This window comes from Pimelobacter sp. 30-1, assembly GCF_018831735.1.
GTDB lineage: Bacteria > Actinomycetota > Actinomycetes > Propionibacteriales > Nocardioidaceae > Nocardioides.
Genome location: NZ_NHTS01000013.1, coordinates 1 through 16,909 on the forward strand (window position 1 = coordinate 1; position 16,909 = coordinate 16,909).

Below are 16,909 nucleotides of genomic sequence, written 5' to 3' on the forward strand. Positions count from 1 at the left end.
AAGCCCCAGGCCCTCGACCGCGACGAACCCCGCCGCGTCGCCGAATCCGTCCAGACCATGGGACTCAAGTACGCCACCATCACCGGCGTCGCCCGCGACGACCTCCCCGACGGCGGCGCCTGGCTCTACGCCGCGACCGTCCGCGCGATCCACGACCTCAACCCCGACACCGGCGTCGAGAACCTCATCCCGGACTTCAACGGCCGACCCGAGCTGCTGACCGAGGTCTTCGAGTCGCGCCCCGAGGTCCTGGCCCACAACGTGGAGACGGTGCCGCGGATCTTCAAGCGCATCCGGCCCGCGTTCCGCTACGAGCGCTCGCTCGACGTGCTGACCCAGGCCCGGGCCTTCGGACTCGTCACCAAGTCCAACCTGATTCTGGGCATGGGCGAGACCCGCGAGGAGGTCTCCCAGGCGCTGCGCGACCTGCACGAGGCGGGTTGTGAGCTGGTCACGATCACGCAGTACCTGCGGCCCAGCCCGCGTCACCACCCCGTGGAGCGGTGGGTCAAGCCCGAGGAGTTCGTCGAGCTCGCCACCGAGGCCGACGAGATCGGCTTCAGCGGCGTCCTCTCCGGCCCCCTCGTGCGCTCCTCCTACCGCGCCGGACGGTTGTACCGTCGAGCCATGGAACGCAGAAGCCGGTGATCACGTGGCGCTGAGCGTCTTCGACCTCTACTCGATCGGCATCGGGCCGTCGTCGTCGCACACGGTCGGACCGATGCGCGCGGCCCGGATCTTCGCCGAGGGTCTCGCCGACGACGGCGAGATCGGCACCGTCGCCCGGGTCCGGGCCGAGCTCTTCGGCTCGCTCGGCGCGACCGGGCACGGGCACGGCTCGGTCAAGGCCGTCATCCTCGGGCTCGAGGGGGACGATCCCGCGACCACCGACACCACGACGTACGACGCCCGGGTGGCCGCGATCCTCGACCGCCAGGAGCTGCGGCTGGCCGGCAGCCACCCCGTCCGCTTCGAGGCCGACGACGTCGTCATGCACCGGCGCAAGTCGCTGCCCGCGCACCCCAACGGCATGATCTTCACCGCGTACGACGCCGCGGGCGCCGAGCTGCGTGCCCGCACCTACTACTCGGTGGGCGGCGGCTTCGTGGTCGACGAGAACCAGGCCGGTGCCGACCGGGTGGTCGCCGACGAGACCGTGCTGCCGTACCCCTTCAGCACCGGTGCCGAGCTGCTCGCCGTCTGCGCGCGCGAGGACATGAGCATCTCGGACGTCATGCTCGCCAACGAGCTCACCTGGCGCTCCGAGGCCGACGTCCGGGCCGGGCTGCTGGAGATCTGGCGCGTGATGGCGGCGTGCGTCGACGAGGGCTGTCACCGCGAGGGCGTGCTGCCGGGTGGGCTCAAGGTCCCGCGGCGCGCGCCCGAGCTGTACACGAGCCTCTGCGCGCGCGGCGGCACCGATCCGTTCGACGTCATGGACTGGGTCAACCTCTACGCCCTCGCCGTCAACGAGCAGAACGCCTCGGGCGGCCGGGTCGTCACCGCGCCGACCAACGGCGCGGCCGGCATCGTCCCCGCGGTGCTGCACTACTGGGTGCGCTTCGTGGCCGCCGGGCGCCCGCAGGACGAGGTCGACGACGGCATCGCGCGCTTCCTGCTGACCGGCGCGGCGATCGGCATCCTGGCCAAGATGAACGCCTCGATCTCCGGCGCCGAGGTGGGCTGCCAGGGCGAGGTCGGCTCGGCGTGCGCGATGGCGGCCGGGGCGCTGTGCGAGGTGATCGGCGGTACGCCGGCCCAGGTCGAGAACGCCGCCGAGATCGGCATCGAGCACAACCTCGGCCTGACCTGCGACCCCGTCGGCGGACTGGTCCAGATCCCGTGCATCGAGCGCAACGCGATCGCCTCGGTCAAGGCGATCAACGCGGCCCGGATGGCCAGCCACGGCGACGGCTCGCACAAGGTCAGCCTCGACAAGGCGCTCAAGACCATGCGCGAGACCGGCCGGGACATGATGACGAAGTACAAGGAGACCTCGCGCGGCGGCCTCGCCGTCAACGTCATCGAGTGCTGAGCCCCTCAGCCCACGCGCTCAGCCCATGCGCTCGGCCCCGGTCCGGATCGCCTGCCGGATCCGCGGGTAGGTGCCGCACCGGCACACGTTGCGGAGGGCGTCGAGGTCGTCCTCGGTGATCGCCCGCCCCTCCTTGCGGACCCGGTGGACGAGGGCGACCGCGGCCATGATCTGGCCCGGCTGGCAGTAGCCGCACTGGGCGACGTCGTGCTCCAGCCACGCCTCCTGCATCGGGTGCAGGCCGTCGCCGGGCGCGGTGTCGGCCAGCCCCTCGATGGTGGTGATCTCGTCGTCGGGGCCGACGTCCTGGACCCGCACCGAGCACGGGTTGAACGCCTTGCCGTTGAGGTGGGAGGTGCAGGCCTTGCAGACGTTGATCCCGCAGCCGTACTTGGGCCCGGTGACGCCGAGGACGTCGCGCAGGACGCACAGGATCCGGACGTCGTCCTCGACGTCGACGGTGACGGTCTCGCCGTTGAGCTGGAAGGTGTGCTTCGGCATCGCGGGCTCCTCAGGAGAGGTGGTCGAGGCCGTCGACCGGCGACTCGGGGACGGAGGGGACGAAGGGCTTGGGCTCGAAGTGCAGCGGGGCGCGGAAGTTGATCGGGAACTCGGTGGGCATCGTCCCGGTGGCCCGCGCGTAGGCGCAGGCGACGGCGGCCATCGAGGCGGCGACGCCGGCCTCGCCGATGCCGCCGGGCTCGCGCCGGTCGGACTCCATCACCTCGCAGCGGAAGTCGGGGGGCGTGTTCCACTGCCGGGTGTAGGCCGAGTTGTCCCAGCTGGCCTCCAGGAAGTGCCCGTCGACGAGGTGGTTGCCGTAGGTCAGCGCCTGGGCCATGCCGTCGGAGAAGCCGCCCATCATCTGGGCCTCGACCCCCAGCGGGTTGACCACGAGACCGCAGTCGACGACCACGATCGCCTTGGTGACCCGGGGCCCGGTGACGGCGTCGCGGACCGTGCGGTCCACGGTCGCGGGCCGGCAGTCGATCTCGACCAGGACGGCGGTCGCGCCCTTGTACTCCTTGTGGATCGCGATGCCCTGGGCCGTGCCCGCGGGCATCGATCGGCCCCACTCCCCCAGCTCGGCGGCCCGGGCGAGCACCCGCTTGACCACCCGGCTCTTGAGGTGGCGGCGGCGGAACTCGACCGGGTCCTGCCGGAGCCGGGCCGCGAGCTGGTCGACGATGAGCTCGTTGGCCGTGCGGACGTCGGGTGAGTAGATGTTGCGCACCGAGCTGGTGTTGAACCGGTCGACGTCGTTGTTCGACTCGTTGAGCAGCTGGGTGACGACCCCGAAGTTGTAGGGCAGCTCCTGGCTGAGCAGGAAGATCGTCTCGGAGAACCCCAGGTTGGCCAGCCCCGTCGGCAGCGCGGCCACCTCGGCGGTGAGCCGCTCGCCGAGCCCGTGGGTGAAGTCGGTCGAGACCGAGGTGTGCCGCTGCTCGAAGGTGACCACGCTGCCGAGCAGCACCGTGGCCCGGACCCGCGAGGTCGCCATCGGGTGCACCCGACCCTGGCGCGGCTCGTCGGCACGGTGCCACATGAGCTTGACCGGGACGCCGAACGCCCGCGACGCCTGCGCGGCCTCGATCGCGGCGTCGCTGAAGAGCTTGCGGCCGAACGAGCCGCCACCCTGGACCACGTTGACCGTCACCTTGCGCTGCGGCAGCCCGAGCGCTCTGGCGACCTTGGACTGGGCATCGATCGGCGACTTCAGCCCGCCCCAGATCGTGGCGCTGCCGTCGCGGACGTCGGCGATCGCGCAGTTGGGCTCGAGCGCCGAGCCGCTACGGAAGTGGAAGGTGAAGTCACCCTCGACCGTGGTCGCGCCGAGCTTGGGCACCGCGAGCGGCAGCTGGGCGCGGCGCAGCTCCAGAGCGATGTCGTCGGCCGACTTGCCGGGCACCGACCCGGCCTTCCAGGCGACGTCGAGCGCCCGGACGGCGTCGATGCACTGGCCGAACGTCCGAGCCCGTACGGCGACCCCGGTCGGGATCACCGCGACATGGGTGACGCCGGGCAGCGCCAGGACCGCGGCCCGGTTGCGGACCTCCCGGACCGAGCCGTTGAGGCCGGGCGGGCGGCAGACCATGGTCGGCAGCGCACCGGGGACGTCGAGGTCCATCGCGTACTGCTTGCGGCCGGTGACCGCGTCGAGCGCGTCGACGCGCCGCTGCGGCGTACCGACGAGCCGCTGCTCGGCCGCGGCCTTGAGCGAGACCCGGACCCGGCGCGTCGTCGGCGGCGCCGCCAGCGTGGCCGCCTGGCCGTAGGTCAGCGACGAGCCGAGGCTGTCGAAGATCGTGCCGGCCTTGACCACGAGCGTCTCGACCAGCGCACCGAGCTCGATCGCGGCCGCCTCGAGCAGCGCCTTGCGGGCCACGGCGGCCGCCACCCGGATCGGGGTGTACGTCGAGATGGTGGTGTTGGAGCCGCCGGTCAGCTGGTTGAACAGCAGCTCGGGCCGGGCCGGCGCCAGCGTGACGTGGACGCGGTCGAGCGGCAGGTCCAGCTCGTCGGCGATGATCATCGCGGTCGAGGTGGTGATCCCCTGGCCGACCTCCATCCGCGGCAGCGCGAAGTGCGCGTCACCCTGGTCGTCGACGTGGATCGCGACCAGCGCCGAGGTCGGCAGCGCGCAGTGGGTGAGGAAGTCGTTGAGGTCGTAGATCTCGGGCACCTGCGGCACCGACGGGATCGGCAGGGCGTGCGCCGGCGCGGAGCCGAGCGTGAGGTCGGCGGCGACGACGAGGCCGGTGCCGCCGAGGACGTAGCCGACGAAGGAGCGGCGGCTGAGGTGCCCGGGCGACCGGTGCGACGAGCTGGTGGTGCGCGCGGAAGTGCGCGCCGGAAGGTTCCCCATGAACGATCTCCCCGAGTGAGAGTGGCGGTCCGCACAGCAGAGCAAACGGAGATTGGTCGAAGGTTGGTCACGCGAGCCTCCGGCGGCCGCGAAGTCCTCCGATCCGGCCGCAGACGGCCGATCGAAGCGGTGCACCCCCATCCATCCGAACGGAGCAGCACCGTGGCACGACGCCTCGTCCGGGCAGCGTTGCCCGCGCTGGGTTTCGCCGCGGCCGAGGCACTGGCCGTGGTGGCCGGCCGGGCGGTGCGCGTCGACCACGGCGAGGTCGCGCTGGTGTGGCCCGCCGCGGCCATCAGCGTGCTCTGGGCGCTCCACGCCCGCGGACTGGGGCCACGCCGGGCGGTGCCCCACGCGGTGCTGCTGTGCCTGACGAACTTCGCCGCGACCCTCGCGACCGGGGCCACGGTGGGCCTGGCCGCGTGGTTCACCGGCGTCAACGCCGTGCTCGCGGCGGTCACCGCGCTCCTGCTCACCCCCGGGCGTCGTACGGCGGTGCTGCGCGAGCCCGCCGACCTGGCCCGGCTCGTGGTGGCGGTGAGCACCGGGACGGTCTGCTCCGCGGCCCTCGCGGTCGCCTACCTCGCGCACGCCGGGCACGACGGCCTGGTGCAGACGTTCGCGCTCTTCGCGGTGCGCAACGGTGTCACCGCGCTGGCCGGGGTCGCCCTCGTGCTCCGGCTCCAGGACGCCCGCTGGCGCCGCCCGGTGATCACCGGGCCACGGGTCGCCGAGACCGTCGCGTGCGTGGTCGTCACGCTCGCCGTGTTCGGCCGGGTCTTCTGGGTCAACCCGGGCGAGCCGATCGCCTTCGCCATCATGCTGCCGGCGATGTGGGTCTCGCTGCGCTACTCGACCACCACGAGCACGCTGTTCCTGGCCGCCGCCGCGGTGTGCGTGCTGGTCGGGACGCTGCTCGACCTCGGCGCGCTGCAGGGTCTGCCCGCCGAGAACCAGGCGCTGCTCGCGCAGGGCATGATCGGCAGCCTGACGCTGGTGGTGCTGAGCCTCGCGCTGTTCCGCGACTCGCGCAACGCGCTCATCAGCGAGCTGCGCCACCTGGCGCTGCACGACCCGCTGACCGGGCTCGCCAACCGCACCCTGCTCACCGAGCGGCTGGAGGCGGCGCTCGCCCAGGGCGCCCCCGGCACGGTGGGGGTGGTCGGGCTCGACCTCAACGGCTTCAAGTCGGTCAACGACGCCTGGGGGCACCAGGAGGGCGACCTGCTCCTCGTCGAGATCGCCCGCCGGCTCACCGAGACGGCCGGGCCGGAGGACACCGTGGCCCGGGTCGGCGGCGACGAGTTCGTCGTCCTGCGCCCGCGACTCGGCGGGCCCGCCGACCTGGAGCGGTACGCCGACGAGGTGCGGGCCCAGGTGGCGCTCCCCTACGGCCAGGCCTCCGACGCGCCGTACGACCGGATCACGGCGAGCGTCGGCACCGCCGTCTCCGAGCGCAGCGAGAGCCCGCGCAGCCTGCTGGCCCGCGCCGACCAGGCCATGTACGACGTCAAGCGGGCCGCGCCCGGCCGGCCCGGCAGCGCCCGCGCGCTCAGAGTCGTGGGAGCACCGCTCGCACGATGACCAGCAGCGCCTCGCGCAGCAGCAGGTGCGCCTGGTCGCGGGTGAGCGCGCCGTCGCGCGACCACTCCCGGATCGCGCCGCGGGCCAGCTCGCCGTACGCCCGGACCGTGGCCCGGGCCGCGCGATCGGCCGGATCGCCGCCCACCATCTCCAGCACCCGGCGGGCCGCGAGGTCGTGGGCCTCGTCGAGGATGGCGCGCATCTCGGCGTCCTCACCCACGCCCTCCGCCGCCCGCACCGTCAGGTACGTCGCCCGCTCGGGCGTGATCGAGCCGAGGAACCATGTCACCGCGACCTCGACGCGCTCCTCCAGCGAGCCGGTCGGCAGCGGGACGTCCTCGAGCGTCGGCAGCAGCGCGGCCCGGCGGACCACCTCGAGGTAGAGGGCGCGCTTGTCGCCGAAGTAGTGGTTGAGCAGCCCGCGCGCGACCCCCGCCTCGCGGGCGATGCCGGTGGTCGCCACCTCGGCGTACGGACGCTCGGCGAACAGCCGCTCGGCGGCGGCCAGGATCTGCTCGCGCCGCTCGTCGGGCGGGAGCCGGCGCCGGTTCGCTGCTGCGGTCATGACCCGCACCCTACTATTGGCAGCGTGCCAACAACAGGCTAGCGTGGACGGCGTGACCTCCACCGCTCCCTCCGCAGCGTCACCGCCCGCGCGCAAGCCACGCGACCTGCCCGTGCCCGCCGGCTTCGACATGCGCGACCACGTCTCCGGTCTCGGCGCCCACCTCGCCGGTCCCGCCAACGTGATCCTCCAGCTGAGCTGGCCGGGTGTCGGCCACGGCGTGATGAACAGCCGGGTCCACGACGGCTCGGCGATGAAGCGGCCCTTCAAGCGCGGCCGCACGACGTTCACCTACCTCGCCGTCGCACTGCTCGGCGACGACACCGATCGCACCGCCTTCCGCCAGGCGGTCAACAAGCAGCACGCCCAGGTCTACTCGCGCCCCGGCGAGAAGGTCGAGTACCGCGCGATGGACCCGCGGCTCCAGACCTGGGTCGCCGCCTGCCTCTACTACGGCACCGTCGACATGATCGACAAGATGCACGGGCCGCTCCCCGACGCCGAGGCCGACGCGCTCTACCTGCACTGCGCGCGCTTCGGCACCACGCTGCAGATGCCGGCCGAGGCGTGGCCGGCCGACCGCGGGGCCTTCGACCGCTACTGGGAGGAGTCGCTCGCCGAGGTCGACATCGACCCCGCCGTGGCGTCGTACCTGCTGGAGCTGACGACCCTGCGCAACTTCCCCCGGCCCTTCCGGCTGCTCGCGCCGTTCCTCGTCTTCGTGACCACCGGCTTCCTGCCGCCGCCCTTCCGCGAGGCGATGGGGCTGCCCTGGAGCACGCGCCAGCAGGCCCGCTTCGAGCGGCTGATGCGGCTCTTCGGCCGGTTCGAGCGGCTGCTCCCCCGCCCGCTGCGGATCTTCCCGTTCAACCTGTGGCTCGCCGACACCCGGCTGCGCCGCCGGTTCCGCCGTCCCCTCGTCTGAAGGAGCCTGATGGACTTCGACCTGCCCGAGAGCGCGCTCGCCGTCCGCGAGGGCGTCGCCGCCGTGGCCGCCAAGTACGACCACGCCTACTGGTCGCGCTGCGAGGAGCAGCACCGCTTCCCCCAGGAGGTCTTCGACGACCTCGGCAACGGCGGCTGGTTCGGGCTCTGCATCCCCGAGGAGTACGGCGGTGGCGGCCAGGGTCTGCTCGAGCTGGCGGTCGCCAACATGACGCTGTGCGCGTCCGGCGGCGTGGCCGGCACGTTCTTCTACGTCACCACCCCCGGCTTCGGGGCGATGACACTGAGCCGGCACGGCACCGACGAGCAGAAGCAGCGGATCCTGCCCGGCCTGGCCACCGGCGAGCTCCAGTTCTGCCTCGCGCTCACCGAGCCCGACGCCGGCAGCAACGCCATCGAGATCAAGACCGCCGCGCGCCGCGACGGCGACGAGTTCGTCATCAAGGGCCAGAAGGTCTGGATCTCCAACGTCGAGAACGCCGACTGGATGGTCGCGGTCACCCGCACCGTCCCCGCGGCCGAGACGCGCGAGCGCGGCCTGCCGCGCACCGCCGGCTTCACACTGTTCCTGGTCGACGTCAAGGAGGCGCTCGCCGCGGGCACGCTGTCGTACACGCCGATCCCCAAGATGGGCAGCAACATCCTGCAGTCCAGCCAGGTCTTCCTCGACGACGTCCGGGTGCCGGCGGCCAACGTGATCGGCGAGGTCGACGCAGGCTTCGCGGTGCTGTGGGACGTGCTCAACCCCGAGCGCATCCTCGCCGCCTCCGGAGGCATCGGTACGGCGGACGCCGCGCTGCGCATCGCCTGCGACTACGCCCGCGAGCGCGAGGTCTTCGGCCGCCCGATCGGCGCCAACCAGGGCCTGCAGTTCCCGCTCGCCCAGATCAAGGCCAAGACCGAGCTCGGCCGGCTGATGACCTACCAGGCCGCCTGGCTCTTCGACCAGGGCCGCCCGTGCGGCAACGAGGCCAACGTCGCCAAGCTGACCGGGGCCCAGGTCGGCTGGGAGGCCGCCAACCAGGCCTTCCAGACCCTCGGCGGGATGGCGTACTCCAAGGAGTACCCCATCGAGCGGATCTTCCGCGACGCCCGGATCGCCAAGAACATCCCGGTCGCCGAGGAGCTCGTCCTGGCCCACATCGGCACCGCGATGCTGGGGCTGCCGAAGAGCTACTGACGAAGTGCGGCGGTTGCTGCCGCGAAGTGCGGGGGTTGCTGCACCGAGAACGGGACCTCGGTGCAGCAACCCCCGCACTTCGTCGGGCCGGAACCTCAGCCTGACAACGCCCGGGTCACCTGCACGACGTCGTCGACCGCGACGCCGGGGCTGTAGCGGTAGCCCTGCACCTCGTCGCACCCGCGCTCGCGCAGGTAGCGCTCCTGCACCGCGGTCTCGACCCCCTCGGCCACGACGGTCATGCCGAGCGCGTGCGCCATCACGATGATCGCGTCGACGATCGCGGCGTCGGTGTCGGCGCAGGTGATCTCGGAGATGAAGGAGCGGTCGATCTTGATCTTGTCGATGGGGAACTTCGTCAGGTACGCCAGGCTGCTGTAGCCGCGGCCGAAGTCGTCGACCACGATCGAGACGCCCAGCGAGCGCAGTGACTCCAGCATCGCGACGACGTCGCCGTGGTCCTCGATGAGCAGGCCCTCGGTGATCTCGACCTCGAGCTGGGCCGGGGCGATGCCCGCGGTCGCGATCGCGTCGGCGATCTCGTCCAGCCACGCCCGGGCCTGGAGCTGGCGCGGCGAGACGTTGACCGCGAGCCGCAGCGGGTGACCGAGCTCCTCCTGCATCCGCACGAGCGCCTCGCACGCGGTGCGCAGCACCCAGTTGCCGAGGTGGGTGATCATGCCGCCGTCCTCGGCGACCGGGATGAACCGGTCCGGGGGCACCGGGCCCAGCGTGGGGCTCGTCCAGCGGGCGAGCGCCTCGACGCCGACCACCTTGCCGGTCGCGAGGTCGAGCTGCGGCTGGTAGGCCAGCGAGAGCTCGCCCTGCTCCAGCGCCTGGCGCAGCGCGGCCGAGAGCGCGAGCCGGCCGTCGTCGTCCTTGAGCATGCCCGCCTCGAACCAGCGTACGGCGTTGCGCCCGGCCGCCTTGGCCTCGTACATCGCGATGTCGGCGTGCTTGAGCAGGGTCGCCGGGTCCTCGCCGTCCGCGGGATAGCGGATCCCGCCGATGCTGCCCGTCACCGCCAGCTCGTAGCCGTGCACGACGACCGGGGCGAGCACGTCGACCATGAGCTCCTCGAGGCGGCGCTCCAGGTCGGCGTACGGCGGGACGTCGTGGAGCACGATCGCGAACTCGTCGCCGCCGAGGCGCGCGACCAGGTCCCCCGCCCGGGTCCAGGCGAGCAGCCGCTCGGCCACCACCACGAGCAGCTCGTCACCGATGTGGTGGCCCAGTGAGTCGTTGATCCGCTTGAAGTGGTCGAGGTCGAGCAGGACGAGCGCCAGGTGCAGCGAGGTCTGCTGGGCCCGCTCCAGCGCCCCCTCCAGGTGGCGCAGCAGCAGCGAGCGGTTGGGCAGGTTGGTCAGGCTGTCGTGGGTCGCGAGGTGCTCCACGTGGTCGCGGGTCTGCGCCCGGTGCGTGATGTCGTAGGCGACGACCAGGAAGCCCGGCTCCACGCCGTCCTCCCCGTCGAGCGGGACGATCGCCTCCTGCACGGGGACCTTCGTGCCGTCGCGCCGGCGGTAGACCCACTCGATGTCGTGGCCGCCCGCGTCCGCGAGCGCCGGCGCGCCGTCCGGGTACAGCCGGCGACGGGCGCCGTCGACGACGGTGAGCGGAGCTCCGACGAGCTCGTCGTGGTCGTAGCCGAGCAACGCCGCGGTCGCCGGGTTGACCGTCACGATCCGGCCGCGTGCGTCCGTGGCGATGATGCTGAACGGCAGGGTGTCCAGGATCGAGCGCCGCAGCGCAGCCCCCTCCGTGCGGGACTCCATCGCTCCTCCGTCCGGTCCGGGCGGTGGCCCGGCCCACCTGCCTGTGCTCGTCCATCGGCCGGAACGGGAGGGACCGAAGGAGATCGGGACCTTCGTCCCGGCCCGGTCTGCCGAACGGTCGGTTCCGCAGGCTCCGGCTGCGGCCCGGCGCCGGAATTGCCTAGTCTCGAACGTGGAGGGACGTGCCAGGTGGCGACGAGAGGGAGGGAAAACCGTGCGCGGATTGCAGCGAGCCGTCGGCCTGCTGATCTTCGGGACCGCCGCGGCCGGAGCAGGACTGCTCTGGTGGTCGGTCTCGGGGACCCCAGGACGTGAGGAACGACCAGCGGACGGCCTGGTCCTGGGTGCCTGGCACCTGCTCTACGACACCGAGGCACCCAGCGTGCCGACCCTGAGCGCGGCCGCCGGGCTCGCGCTGCTCTTCGCCGCCGGCGTCGCGCTGCTCGAGCGGCGCATCGCCAACCGCGCCCGCCGCAGCGAGGACGGCGAGCGCCTGCCGCTCGCGCCCAAGCACGTCATGACCGAGACCCGCGGGGTCTTCCACGGCCCCGTCACGCTGACCGTGCTGGTCCCGGCCCACAACGAGGCCGCCAGCATCGGCGCCACCCTGGCCTCGCTCTTCGCCCAGTCCCGGCCTCCCGAGCGGGTGGTCGTCGTGGCCGACAACTGCACCGACGACACCGCGGCGATCGCCCGGGCCGGCGGCGCCGAGGTCTTCGCGACCGTCGCCAACGAGCACAAGAAGGCCGGCGGGCTCAACCAGGCGCTGCGCGACCTGCTGCCCGGCCAGGGCGAGAACGACCTGGTCATGGTGATGGACGCCGACACGGTGCTCGACGCCGGCTTCCTCGACTCCGTCGTGCGCCGGATGAGCGAGGACCGCGCGCTCATGGCGATCGGCGGGCTGTTCTACGGCGAGGACGGCAAGGGCCTGATCGGCCAGTTCCAGCGCAACGAGTACACCCGCTACGCCCGCGACCTCCAGCGCCGCCGGGGCCGGGTCTTCGTGCTGACCGGCACCGCGACGGTGTTCCGGCCACGCGCGCTGCGCACCGTCGCCGCCGAGCGGGGCCGGATCCTGCCCGGCGTACCGGGCGATGTCTACGACACCCTCGTGCTGACCGAGGACAACGAGATCACCCTGGCCCTCAAGACCCTCGGGGGCCTGGTCATCTCCCCCAGCGACTGCACCGTGGTCACCGAGGTGATGCCCACCTGGCGCACCCTGTGGGCCCAGCGGCTGCGCTGGCAGCGCGGCGCCCTGGAGAACCTCGGCGAGTACGGCATGCGCCCGGCGACCTTCCGCTACTGGGCCCAGCAGCTCGGCATCGGCTACGGCGTCATCGCGCTCGGCGCCTACCTGCTGCTCATGGCGCTCATGGCGCTGTCGTTCGACACCTGGGTGTGGTTCCCGTTCTGGCTCGGCACGGGCCTGATCTTCACCGTCGAGCGGATCGTCACGGTCTGGAAGGGCGGCTGGCGCGCCCGGCTGCTCGCGGCGACGCTGTTCCCCGAGCTCTTCTACGCGCTCTTCCTCGACATCGTCTACCTGAAGGGCATCATCGACATGTCGCTGGGCCGCACCGCCACGTGGAAGCACGTGGTCGCCACCCCGCACGGCCTCCGGGCGGACTCATGACCAGCCTCGGCATCCTCCTCCCCGAGGCGCTGGTGCGCAGCCACGCGTTCGGCATCCTCGCCGCGTTCGTGGCGATCAACACCGTCATCTACGTGGCGCTGTCGATCGCCAAGGCGCTGCCCAAGGTCTACGTCCGCGACCACCTGCCGCGCACCTACGAACGGGCCGAGACGCGCAGCATCCACCCGGACGGGCCGCGCTGACGCGCAGCGCGGACCCGTCGGCGGGTGGATGCGGGGAGGTGCTGCCTCCGGGCTACTTGGCGACGACGCCGGCGAGCGTGTCGATGAGGGACGGCAGGCCGTCCTTCCAGTTGTAGCTCAGCGCGGTCGGCGGCGAGACCGACGAGACGTTGACCCGGCCGACGACCTGGGCGACCGAGCCGCTCTTGACCGCGGGGATGGCCAGGGCCTTCTGGTCCTTGAGCATGGCCGCGGCCTCGTCGTCGTTGTCGTGGTAGCTGATGATCACGTCGGCGTCGAGCTCGTCGGCCTTCTCGTAGCTCATCTCGAAGAAGAAGCCGCCCTTGGAGCTGTCGAGCTTGGCCACGCTGGGCGCCACCTCGAAGCCGAGCTTGGCCATGATCGCCACGCGCGGGTCGAGGGCGGTGTAGATCGACAGCGCGTTGGGGCTGGCCCAGATGCCGGCGATCGTCTTGCCCGCGAACTCGGGGTGCTTCTTGGCCTCGTCGGCGAAGAAGGTGTCGATGTCGCCGAGGATCTTCTCGCCCTGCGCGCTGCGGCCGAGGGCCTTGGCGGTGATGCTGATGGTCTCGTCCCACGGCGTGGTCCAGGGACCCTCGGGGAAGGCGACGACCGGGGCGATGTCGCTGAGCGTCTTGTACTGCTCCTCGGTCAGGCCCGAGTAGGGCGCGAGGATCAGGTCAGGCTTGGCCGCGATGAACTCGTCGTAGGGCACGGTGGTGCCCGAGCCGTCGTCGGTGAGGAGCGCCGGGTGCTCGACGTCGGCCTTGTCGTAGGCCTCCTCGACCCAGGGCAGGAGGTTGTCCTTGCCGACGGTCCACAGCTGCTCGGCCACGGCGACCGGGTAGACGCCCGAGGCGATGGCGGCCTCGGTCGAGCCCCAGCCCCAGGTGGCGACGCGCTTCGGCTCCTCCTTGATCACGGTCTCGCCGTAGGCGTTCTCGATCGTGATCGGGAAGCTGTCGGTGGCCGCACCGGTGGTCTTGCCCTCGTCGGCCGCCTTGTCGTTCTCGCTGCCGCAGGCCGTCAGGGCCAGGGCCGCCGTCGTGGCCGCCACCAGGGCGGCCGCACGGCGGAAGGCACGTGTCGTACGCACGCGTCTCTCCTCGTTGGTTCGGGGTTAGGTAAGCGTAACCTAACAGTAGTCGGTCAGGACGCCGCGATCGCGGCGGATCGTGGACGCCCCCGCGGGACGACGAGCGGTCCGCCGGTCACCGGGTCGGGGATGATCTCGGCGTCGAGGCCGAAGGCGTCGCGCACCGAGGCCACGGTCAGCACCTCCCCCGGCGCTCCCTCGCCGACGACCCGGCCGCCGGACATGACGACCATGTGGTCGGCGTAGCGCGCGGCGTGGTTGAGCTCGTGGAGCACCATCACGACGGTGGTCCCCCGCTCGGCGTTGAGGTCGGCCAGCAGGTCGAGAAGCTCGAGCTGGTGGGTGACGTCGAGATAGGTGGTCGGCTCGTCGAGCAGCACCGCGCTGGTCTCCTGGGCGAGCACCATCGCGATCCAGACCCGCTGGCGCTGGCCGCCGGAGAGCTCCTCGAGGCGGCGCTCGGCCAGCTCGGCGACCCCGGTGGCCTCGAGCGCACGCATCACGACGACGTCGTCGTCGCTGGAGTGGCGGCCGAACCAGCCCTGGTGCGGGAACCGGCCCCGGCTGACCAGCTCGGCCACCCGGACGCCGTCCGGTGCGACCGACGACTGGGGCAGCACGCCGATCAGCCGGGCGAGCTGCTTGCGCGAGAGCGCGCCGATGTCCTGGCCGTCGACCGTGACGCTGCCCGCGGCGTGGGGGTGCAGCCGGGCCAGGCCGCGCAGCAGCGTGGACTTGCCGCAGGCGTTGGGCCCGACGATCGCGGTGACCTTGCCCGGGGGCAGGACCAGGTCGAGGTTCTCGATCACGTGGTGGTTGCGGTAGCCGAGCGAGAGCCCGGTGGCGGTGATCGCGGTGCTCATGAGGTCGCCTTTCGGTCGCTGCGGGCGAGCAGCCAGAGGAGGTACGGCGCGCCGATCAGGCCGGTGACGACGCCGACGGGCGCGTCGAGCCCGAACGGCGCCGCCTGGCCGACCACGTCGGCGGCGAGGGTGAGGGTGGCGCCGACGACCGCGGAGGGCAGCAGCGCGGCCCCGCCGTCGTCGACCAGCCGGCGGGCGATGGCCGGCGAGACGAGCGCGACGAAGGCGATCGGTCCGGCCACCGCGGTCGCGAGCGCGACGAGGCCGACCCCGACCAGCAGCGCCAGCGCACGGGCCCGGTTGGGGGCGACGCCGAGGCCGCTGGCGTGCTCGTCGCCGAGCGCGAGCGGACGCAGGTCGCGGCCCACGATCAGGCCCAGCACCAGCAGCACACCGACGCCCAGCGCGAGCAGGCCGAGCATGCCGTCGCGGATGTCGGCCACGCTGCCGACGGTCCACAGCAGGACCGTCCCGCCCTCGCGCAGGTCGGCCTCGGAGAGCCGCCAGGCGATGAGCGAGGCGCAGACGTACGACAGGCCGACGCCGACGAGCACGAACCGGATGCCGTGCAGTCCCCCGCGCCAGGCCAGCGCCCAGATCGCGACCGCCGTGGCGAGCCCGCCGAGCAGGGCCGAGCCGGTGATCGCGAGCCCGGTGGCGCCGTACGCGGTGATGGCGGTGATCGCGCCGAGCGAGGCACCGCCGGAGATGCCGAGGATGTCGGGGCTGGCGAGGTTGTTGCGCAGCGTGTACTGGAAGAGCGCACCGGCCAGGCCGAACGCGAGCCCGGCCAGGATCGCGGCGAGCCCGCGCGGGAGCTGGAGCTTCTGCACGACGAGCAGGTCGAAGCGGTCGCCGACCCCGAAGATCGCGGGCAGCGCCCGCTCGGGCGGTACGCCGGCCATGCCCATGTTGAGGCTGACCAGCACCAGCACGAGGCAGGCGAGGAGACCGACGAGCACCACCGCACCCGCCCGGGTACGACGGCGCCGGCGCAGCCGGACCAGCGGCAGGGTGGTCAGCGTGGTCACAGGCCCGCCACCCGTCGTCCGCGGGCGACCGCGACCAGCACCGGGGCACCGATCAGCGCGGCGACGACACCGGCCTCGAGCTCGTCCTGGCGGACCAGCCGGCCGATGATGTCGGCCGCGACGAGGAGGATCGGGCCGAGCAGCGCGCACAGCGGCACCACCCAGCGGTAGTCCTGGCCGATCAGGCGCCGCGCCGCGTGCGGCACGACGAGGCCGACCAGGGCGATCGGTCCGGCCAGCGCGGTGGCGGCACCGGCGAGCGCGACGATCGCGACTCCGGCCAGCAGGCGCGTCGTACCGACGCTCTGGCCGAGGGCGGCCGCGACGTCGTCGCCGAGCGCGAGGCCGTTGAGGCGGTGTGCGACGAAGAGCGCCAGCACCAGGCCGACCAGCAGGAAGGGCCACAGGCCGGCGACCGCGTCGACGTCACGCCCGGTGAGCGCGCCGACCGACCAGAACCGCAGCTGGTTGAAGGCGTCGACGTCGCGGAAGAGCAGCAGCGTCGAGATCGGCACCATGAGCGCCGTGACGGTCGCCCCGGCCAGCGCCAGGTGCACCGGGCGCCCGTGCCCGATCGCGAACACGAGGACGAACGCGAGCGCGGCGCCGAGGAAGCCGAACCACACCGAGACACCGGGGTTGACCACGCCGAACGCCGTCGCCGCGACGACGATGCCGAGCGAGGCACCGGCGTTGAGGCCGAGCAGTCCGGGGTCGGCCAGCGGGTTGCGGGTGATCGCCTGGGCGAGACCGCCGGCCAGGCCGAGCGCGGCTCCCGCCAGGACGCCGATGATCGTGCGCGGCACCCGCTGCCCCCGGATCACGTCGTGGTCGACGTTCCCGGCGACCGGGTCGACGAGGGCCTGCCAGGTCTCGCGGAGGGCGACGCCACGCACGCCGAGGGCGAGGCTGAGCGCGACCGCCACGAGGAGCAGCACGACGGCGGCGACGATCACGGCGACCCTGCGGCCGCGGCCGGTGCAGACCGCCCCGGCCGGGCCCGTCGGACCGGCTGGCGCCTCCGGGGACGGCTCCGGTGACGCCTGCGCCGAGGCCTCCGGGGACGCGGGTGGCTCCACCCCGCCACCCGCACGAAGTGAGGTTTGCATTACCTAAGCATCGCACAG

General features: G+C 72.6%; 15 protein-coding genes. 7 read left to right on the top strand and 8 right to left on the bottom strand.

Annotation, left to right across the window (positions count from 1 at the left end; translation table 11 throughout):
* Nucleotides 1-648 (top strand): lipoyl synthase (locus tag CCO04_RS25210; protein ID WP_215816944.1); only part of this gene is annotated, 648 nt, incomplete at its 5' end.
* A gap of 4 nt (nucleotides 649-652) precedes the next feature.
* The gene (locus CCO04_RS25215) at nucleotides 653-2,035 is read left to right on the top strand and encodes an L-serine ammonia-lyase (RefSeq protein ID WP_215816945.1); all 1,383 of its coding nucleotides are present in this window, start codon (nucleotides 653-655) and stop codon (nucleotides 2,033-2,035) included.
* Between the two features lie 18 nt (nucleotides 2,036-2,053).
* On the opposite strand, the gene CCO04_RS25220 is transcribed toward CCO04_RS25215, so the two are convergent.
* Nucleotides 2,054-2,536: a (2Fe-2S)-binding protein gene (locus CCO04_RS25220; RefSeq protein WP_215816946.1), complete on the bottom strand. Its 483-nt coding sequence runs from the start codon at nucleotides 2,534-2,536 to the stop codon at nucleotides 2,054-2,056.
* A 10-nt stretch (nucleotides 2,537-2,546) separates the two neighbouring features.
* On the bottom strand, nucleotides 2,547-4,901 hold the full coding sequence (locus CCO04_RS25225) for a molybdopterin cofactor-binding domain-containing protein (protein ID WP_215816947.1): 2,355 nt from the start codon (nucleotides 4,899-4,901) through the stop codon (nucleotides 2,547-2,549).
* A 162-nt stretch (nucleotides 4,902-5,063) separates the two neighbouring features.
* Between CCO04_RS25225 and CCO04_RS30000 the strand changes: the two genes are divergently transcribed.
* Nucleotides 5,064-6,485, top strand: coding sequence for a GGDEF domain-containing protein (locus CCO04_RS30000; protein ID WP_215816948.1), 1,422 nt, complete (start codon nucleotides 5,064-5,066; stop codon nucleotides 6,483-6,485).
* Here CCO04_RS30000 and CCO04_RS25235 read toward each other — a convergent pair.
* A complete protein-coding gene (locus CCO04_RS25235) occupies nucleotides 6,454-7,050 on the bottom strand; it encodes a TetR/AcrR family transcriptional regulator (RefSeq protein ID WP_215816949.1) in 597 nt (198 codons plus the stop codon). The genes CCO04_RS30000 and CCO04_RS25235 overlap by 32 nt on opposite strands.
* 52 nt (nucleotides 7,051-7,102) lie before the next feature.
* On the opposite strand from CCO04_RS25235, the gene CCO04_RS25240 reads away from it, so the two are divergent.
* Together CCO04_RS25240 and CCO04_RS25245 are read left to right on the top strand one after the other, a co-directional pair.
* Nucleotides 7,103-7,975, top strand: a complete 873-nt coding sequence (locus tag CCO04_RS25240) for an oxygenase MpaB family protein (RefSeq protein WP_215816950.1) — start codon at nucleotides 7,103-7,105, stop codon at nucleotides 7,973-7,975.
* Nucleotides 7,976-7,984: 9 nt separating this feature from the next.
* On the top strand, nucleotides 7,985-9,175 hold the full coding sequence (locus tag CCO04_RS25245; protein WP_215816951.1) for an acyl-CoA dehydrogenase family protein: 1,191 nt from the start codon (nucleotides 7,985-7,987) through the stop codon (nucleotides 9,173-9,175).
* Nucleotides 9,176-9,270: 95 nt separating this feature from the next.
* On the opposite strand, the gene CCO04_RS25250 is transcribed toward CCO04_RS25245, so the two are convergent.
* Nucleotides 9,271-10,950 (bottom strand): bifunctional diguanylate cyclase/phosphodiesterase, encoded by a 1,680-nt coding sequence (locus tag CCO04_RS25250; RefSeq protein WP_215816952.1) that lies wholly within the window; start codon nucleotides 10,948-10,950, stop codon nucleotides 9,271-9,273.
* A 223-nt stretch (nucleotides 10,951-11,173) separates the two neighbouring features.
* Between CCO04_RS25250 and CCO04_RS25255 the strand changes: the two genes are divergently transcribed.
* Complete coding sequence (locus CCO04_RS25255) at nucleotides 11,174-12,589, top strand: glycosyltransferase family 2 protein (RefSeq protein ID WP_215816953.1); 1,416 nt, start codon at nucleotides 11,174-11,176, stop codon at nucleotides 12,587-12,589.
* Nucleotides 12,586-12,792 carry a hypothetical protein gene (locus CCO04_RS25260; protein WP_215816954.1) on the top strand — a complete coding sequence of 69 codons (207 nt, stop codon included), beginning with the start codon at nucleotides 12,586-12,588 and terminating at the stop codon, nucleotides 12,790-12,792. The genes CCO04_RS25255 and CCO04_RS25260 overlap by 4 nt, the downstream gene beginning before the upstream one ends.
* A 52-nt stretch (nucleotides 12,793-12,844) precedes the next feature.
* Here the strand turns inward: CCO04_RS25260 and CCO04_RS25265 are convergent, their stop codons facing one another.
* From CCO04_RS25265 to CCO04_RS25280, 4 genes are read right to left on the bottom strand one after another with little or no spacing between them, the layout of a single operon-like run.
* Nucleotides 12,845-13,888 (bottom strand): iron-siderophore ABC transporter substrate-binding protein, encoded by a 1,044-nt coding sequence (locus CCO04_RS25265; protein ID WP_215816955.1) that lies wholly within the window; start codon nucleotides 13,886-13,888, stop codon nucleotides 12,845-12,847.
* A gap of 53 nt (nucleotides 13,889-13,941) precedes the next feature.
* Nucleotides 13,942-14,751, bottom strand: coding sequence for an ABC transporter ATP-binding protein (locus CCO04_RS25270; protein ID WP_215816956.1), 810 nt, complete (start codon nucleotides 14,749-14,751; stop codon nucleotides 13,942-13,944).
* Nucleotides 14,748-15,782, bottom strand: coding sequence for an iron chelate uptake ABC transporter family permease subunit (locus CCO04_RS25275; RefSeq protein ID WP_215816957.1), 1,035 nt, complete (start codon nucleotides 15,780-15,782; stop codon nucleotides 14,748-14,750). The genes CCO04_RS25270 and CCO04_RS25275 overlap by 4 nt, the downstream gene beginning before the upstream one ends.
* Nucleotides 15,779-16,738: an iron ABC transporter permease gene (locus tag CCO04_RS25280; RefSeq protein WP_215816958.1), complete on the bottom strand. Its 960-nt coding sequence runs from the start codon at nucleotides 16,736-16,738 to the stop codon at nucleotides 15,779-15,781. The genes CCO04_RS25275 and CCO04_RS25280 overlap by 4 nt, the downstream gene beginning before the upstream one ends.
* Nucleotides 16,739-16,909 lie beyond the last annotated feature (171 nt).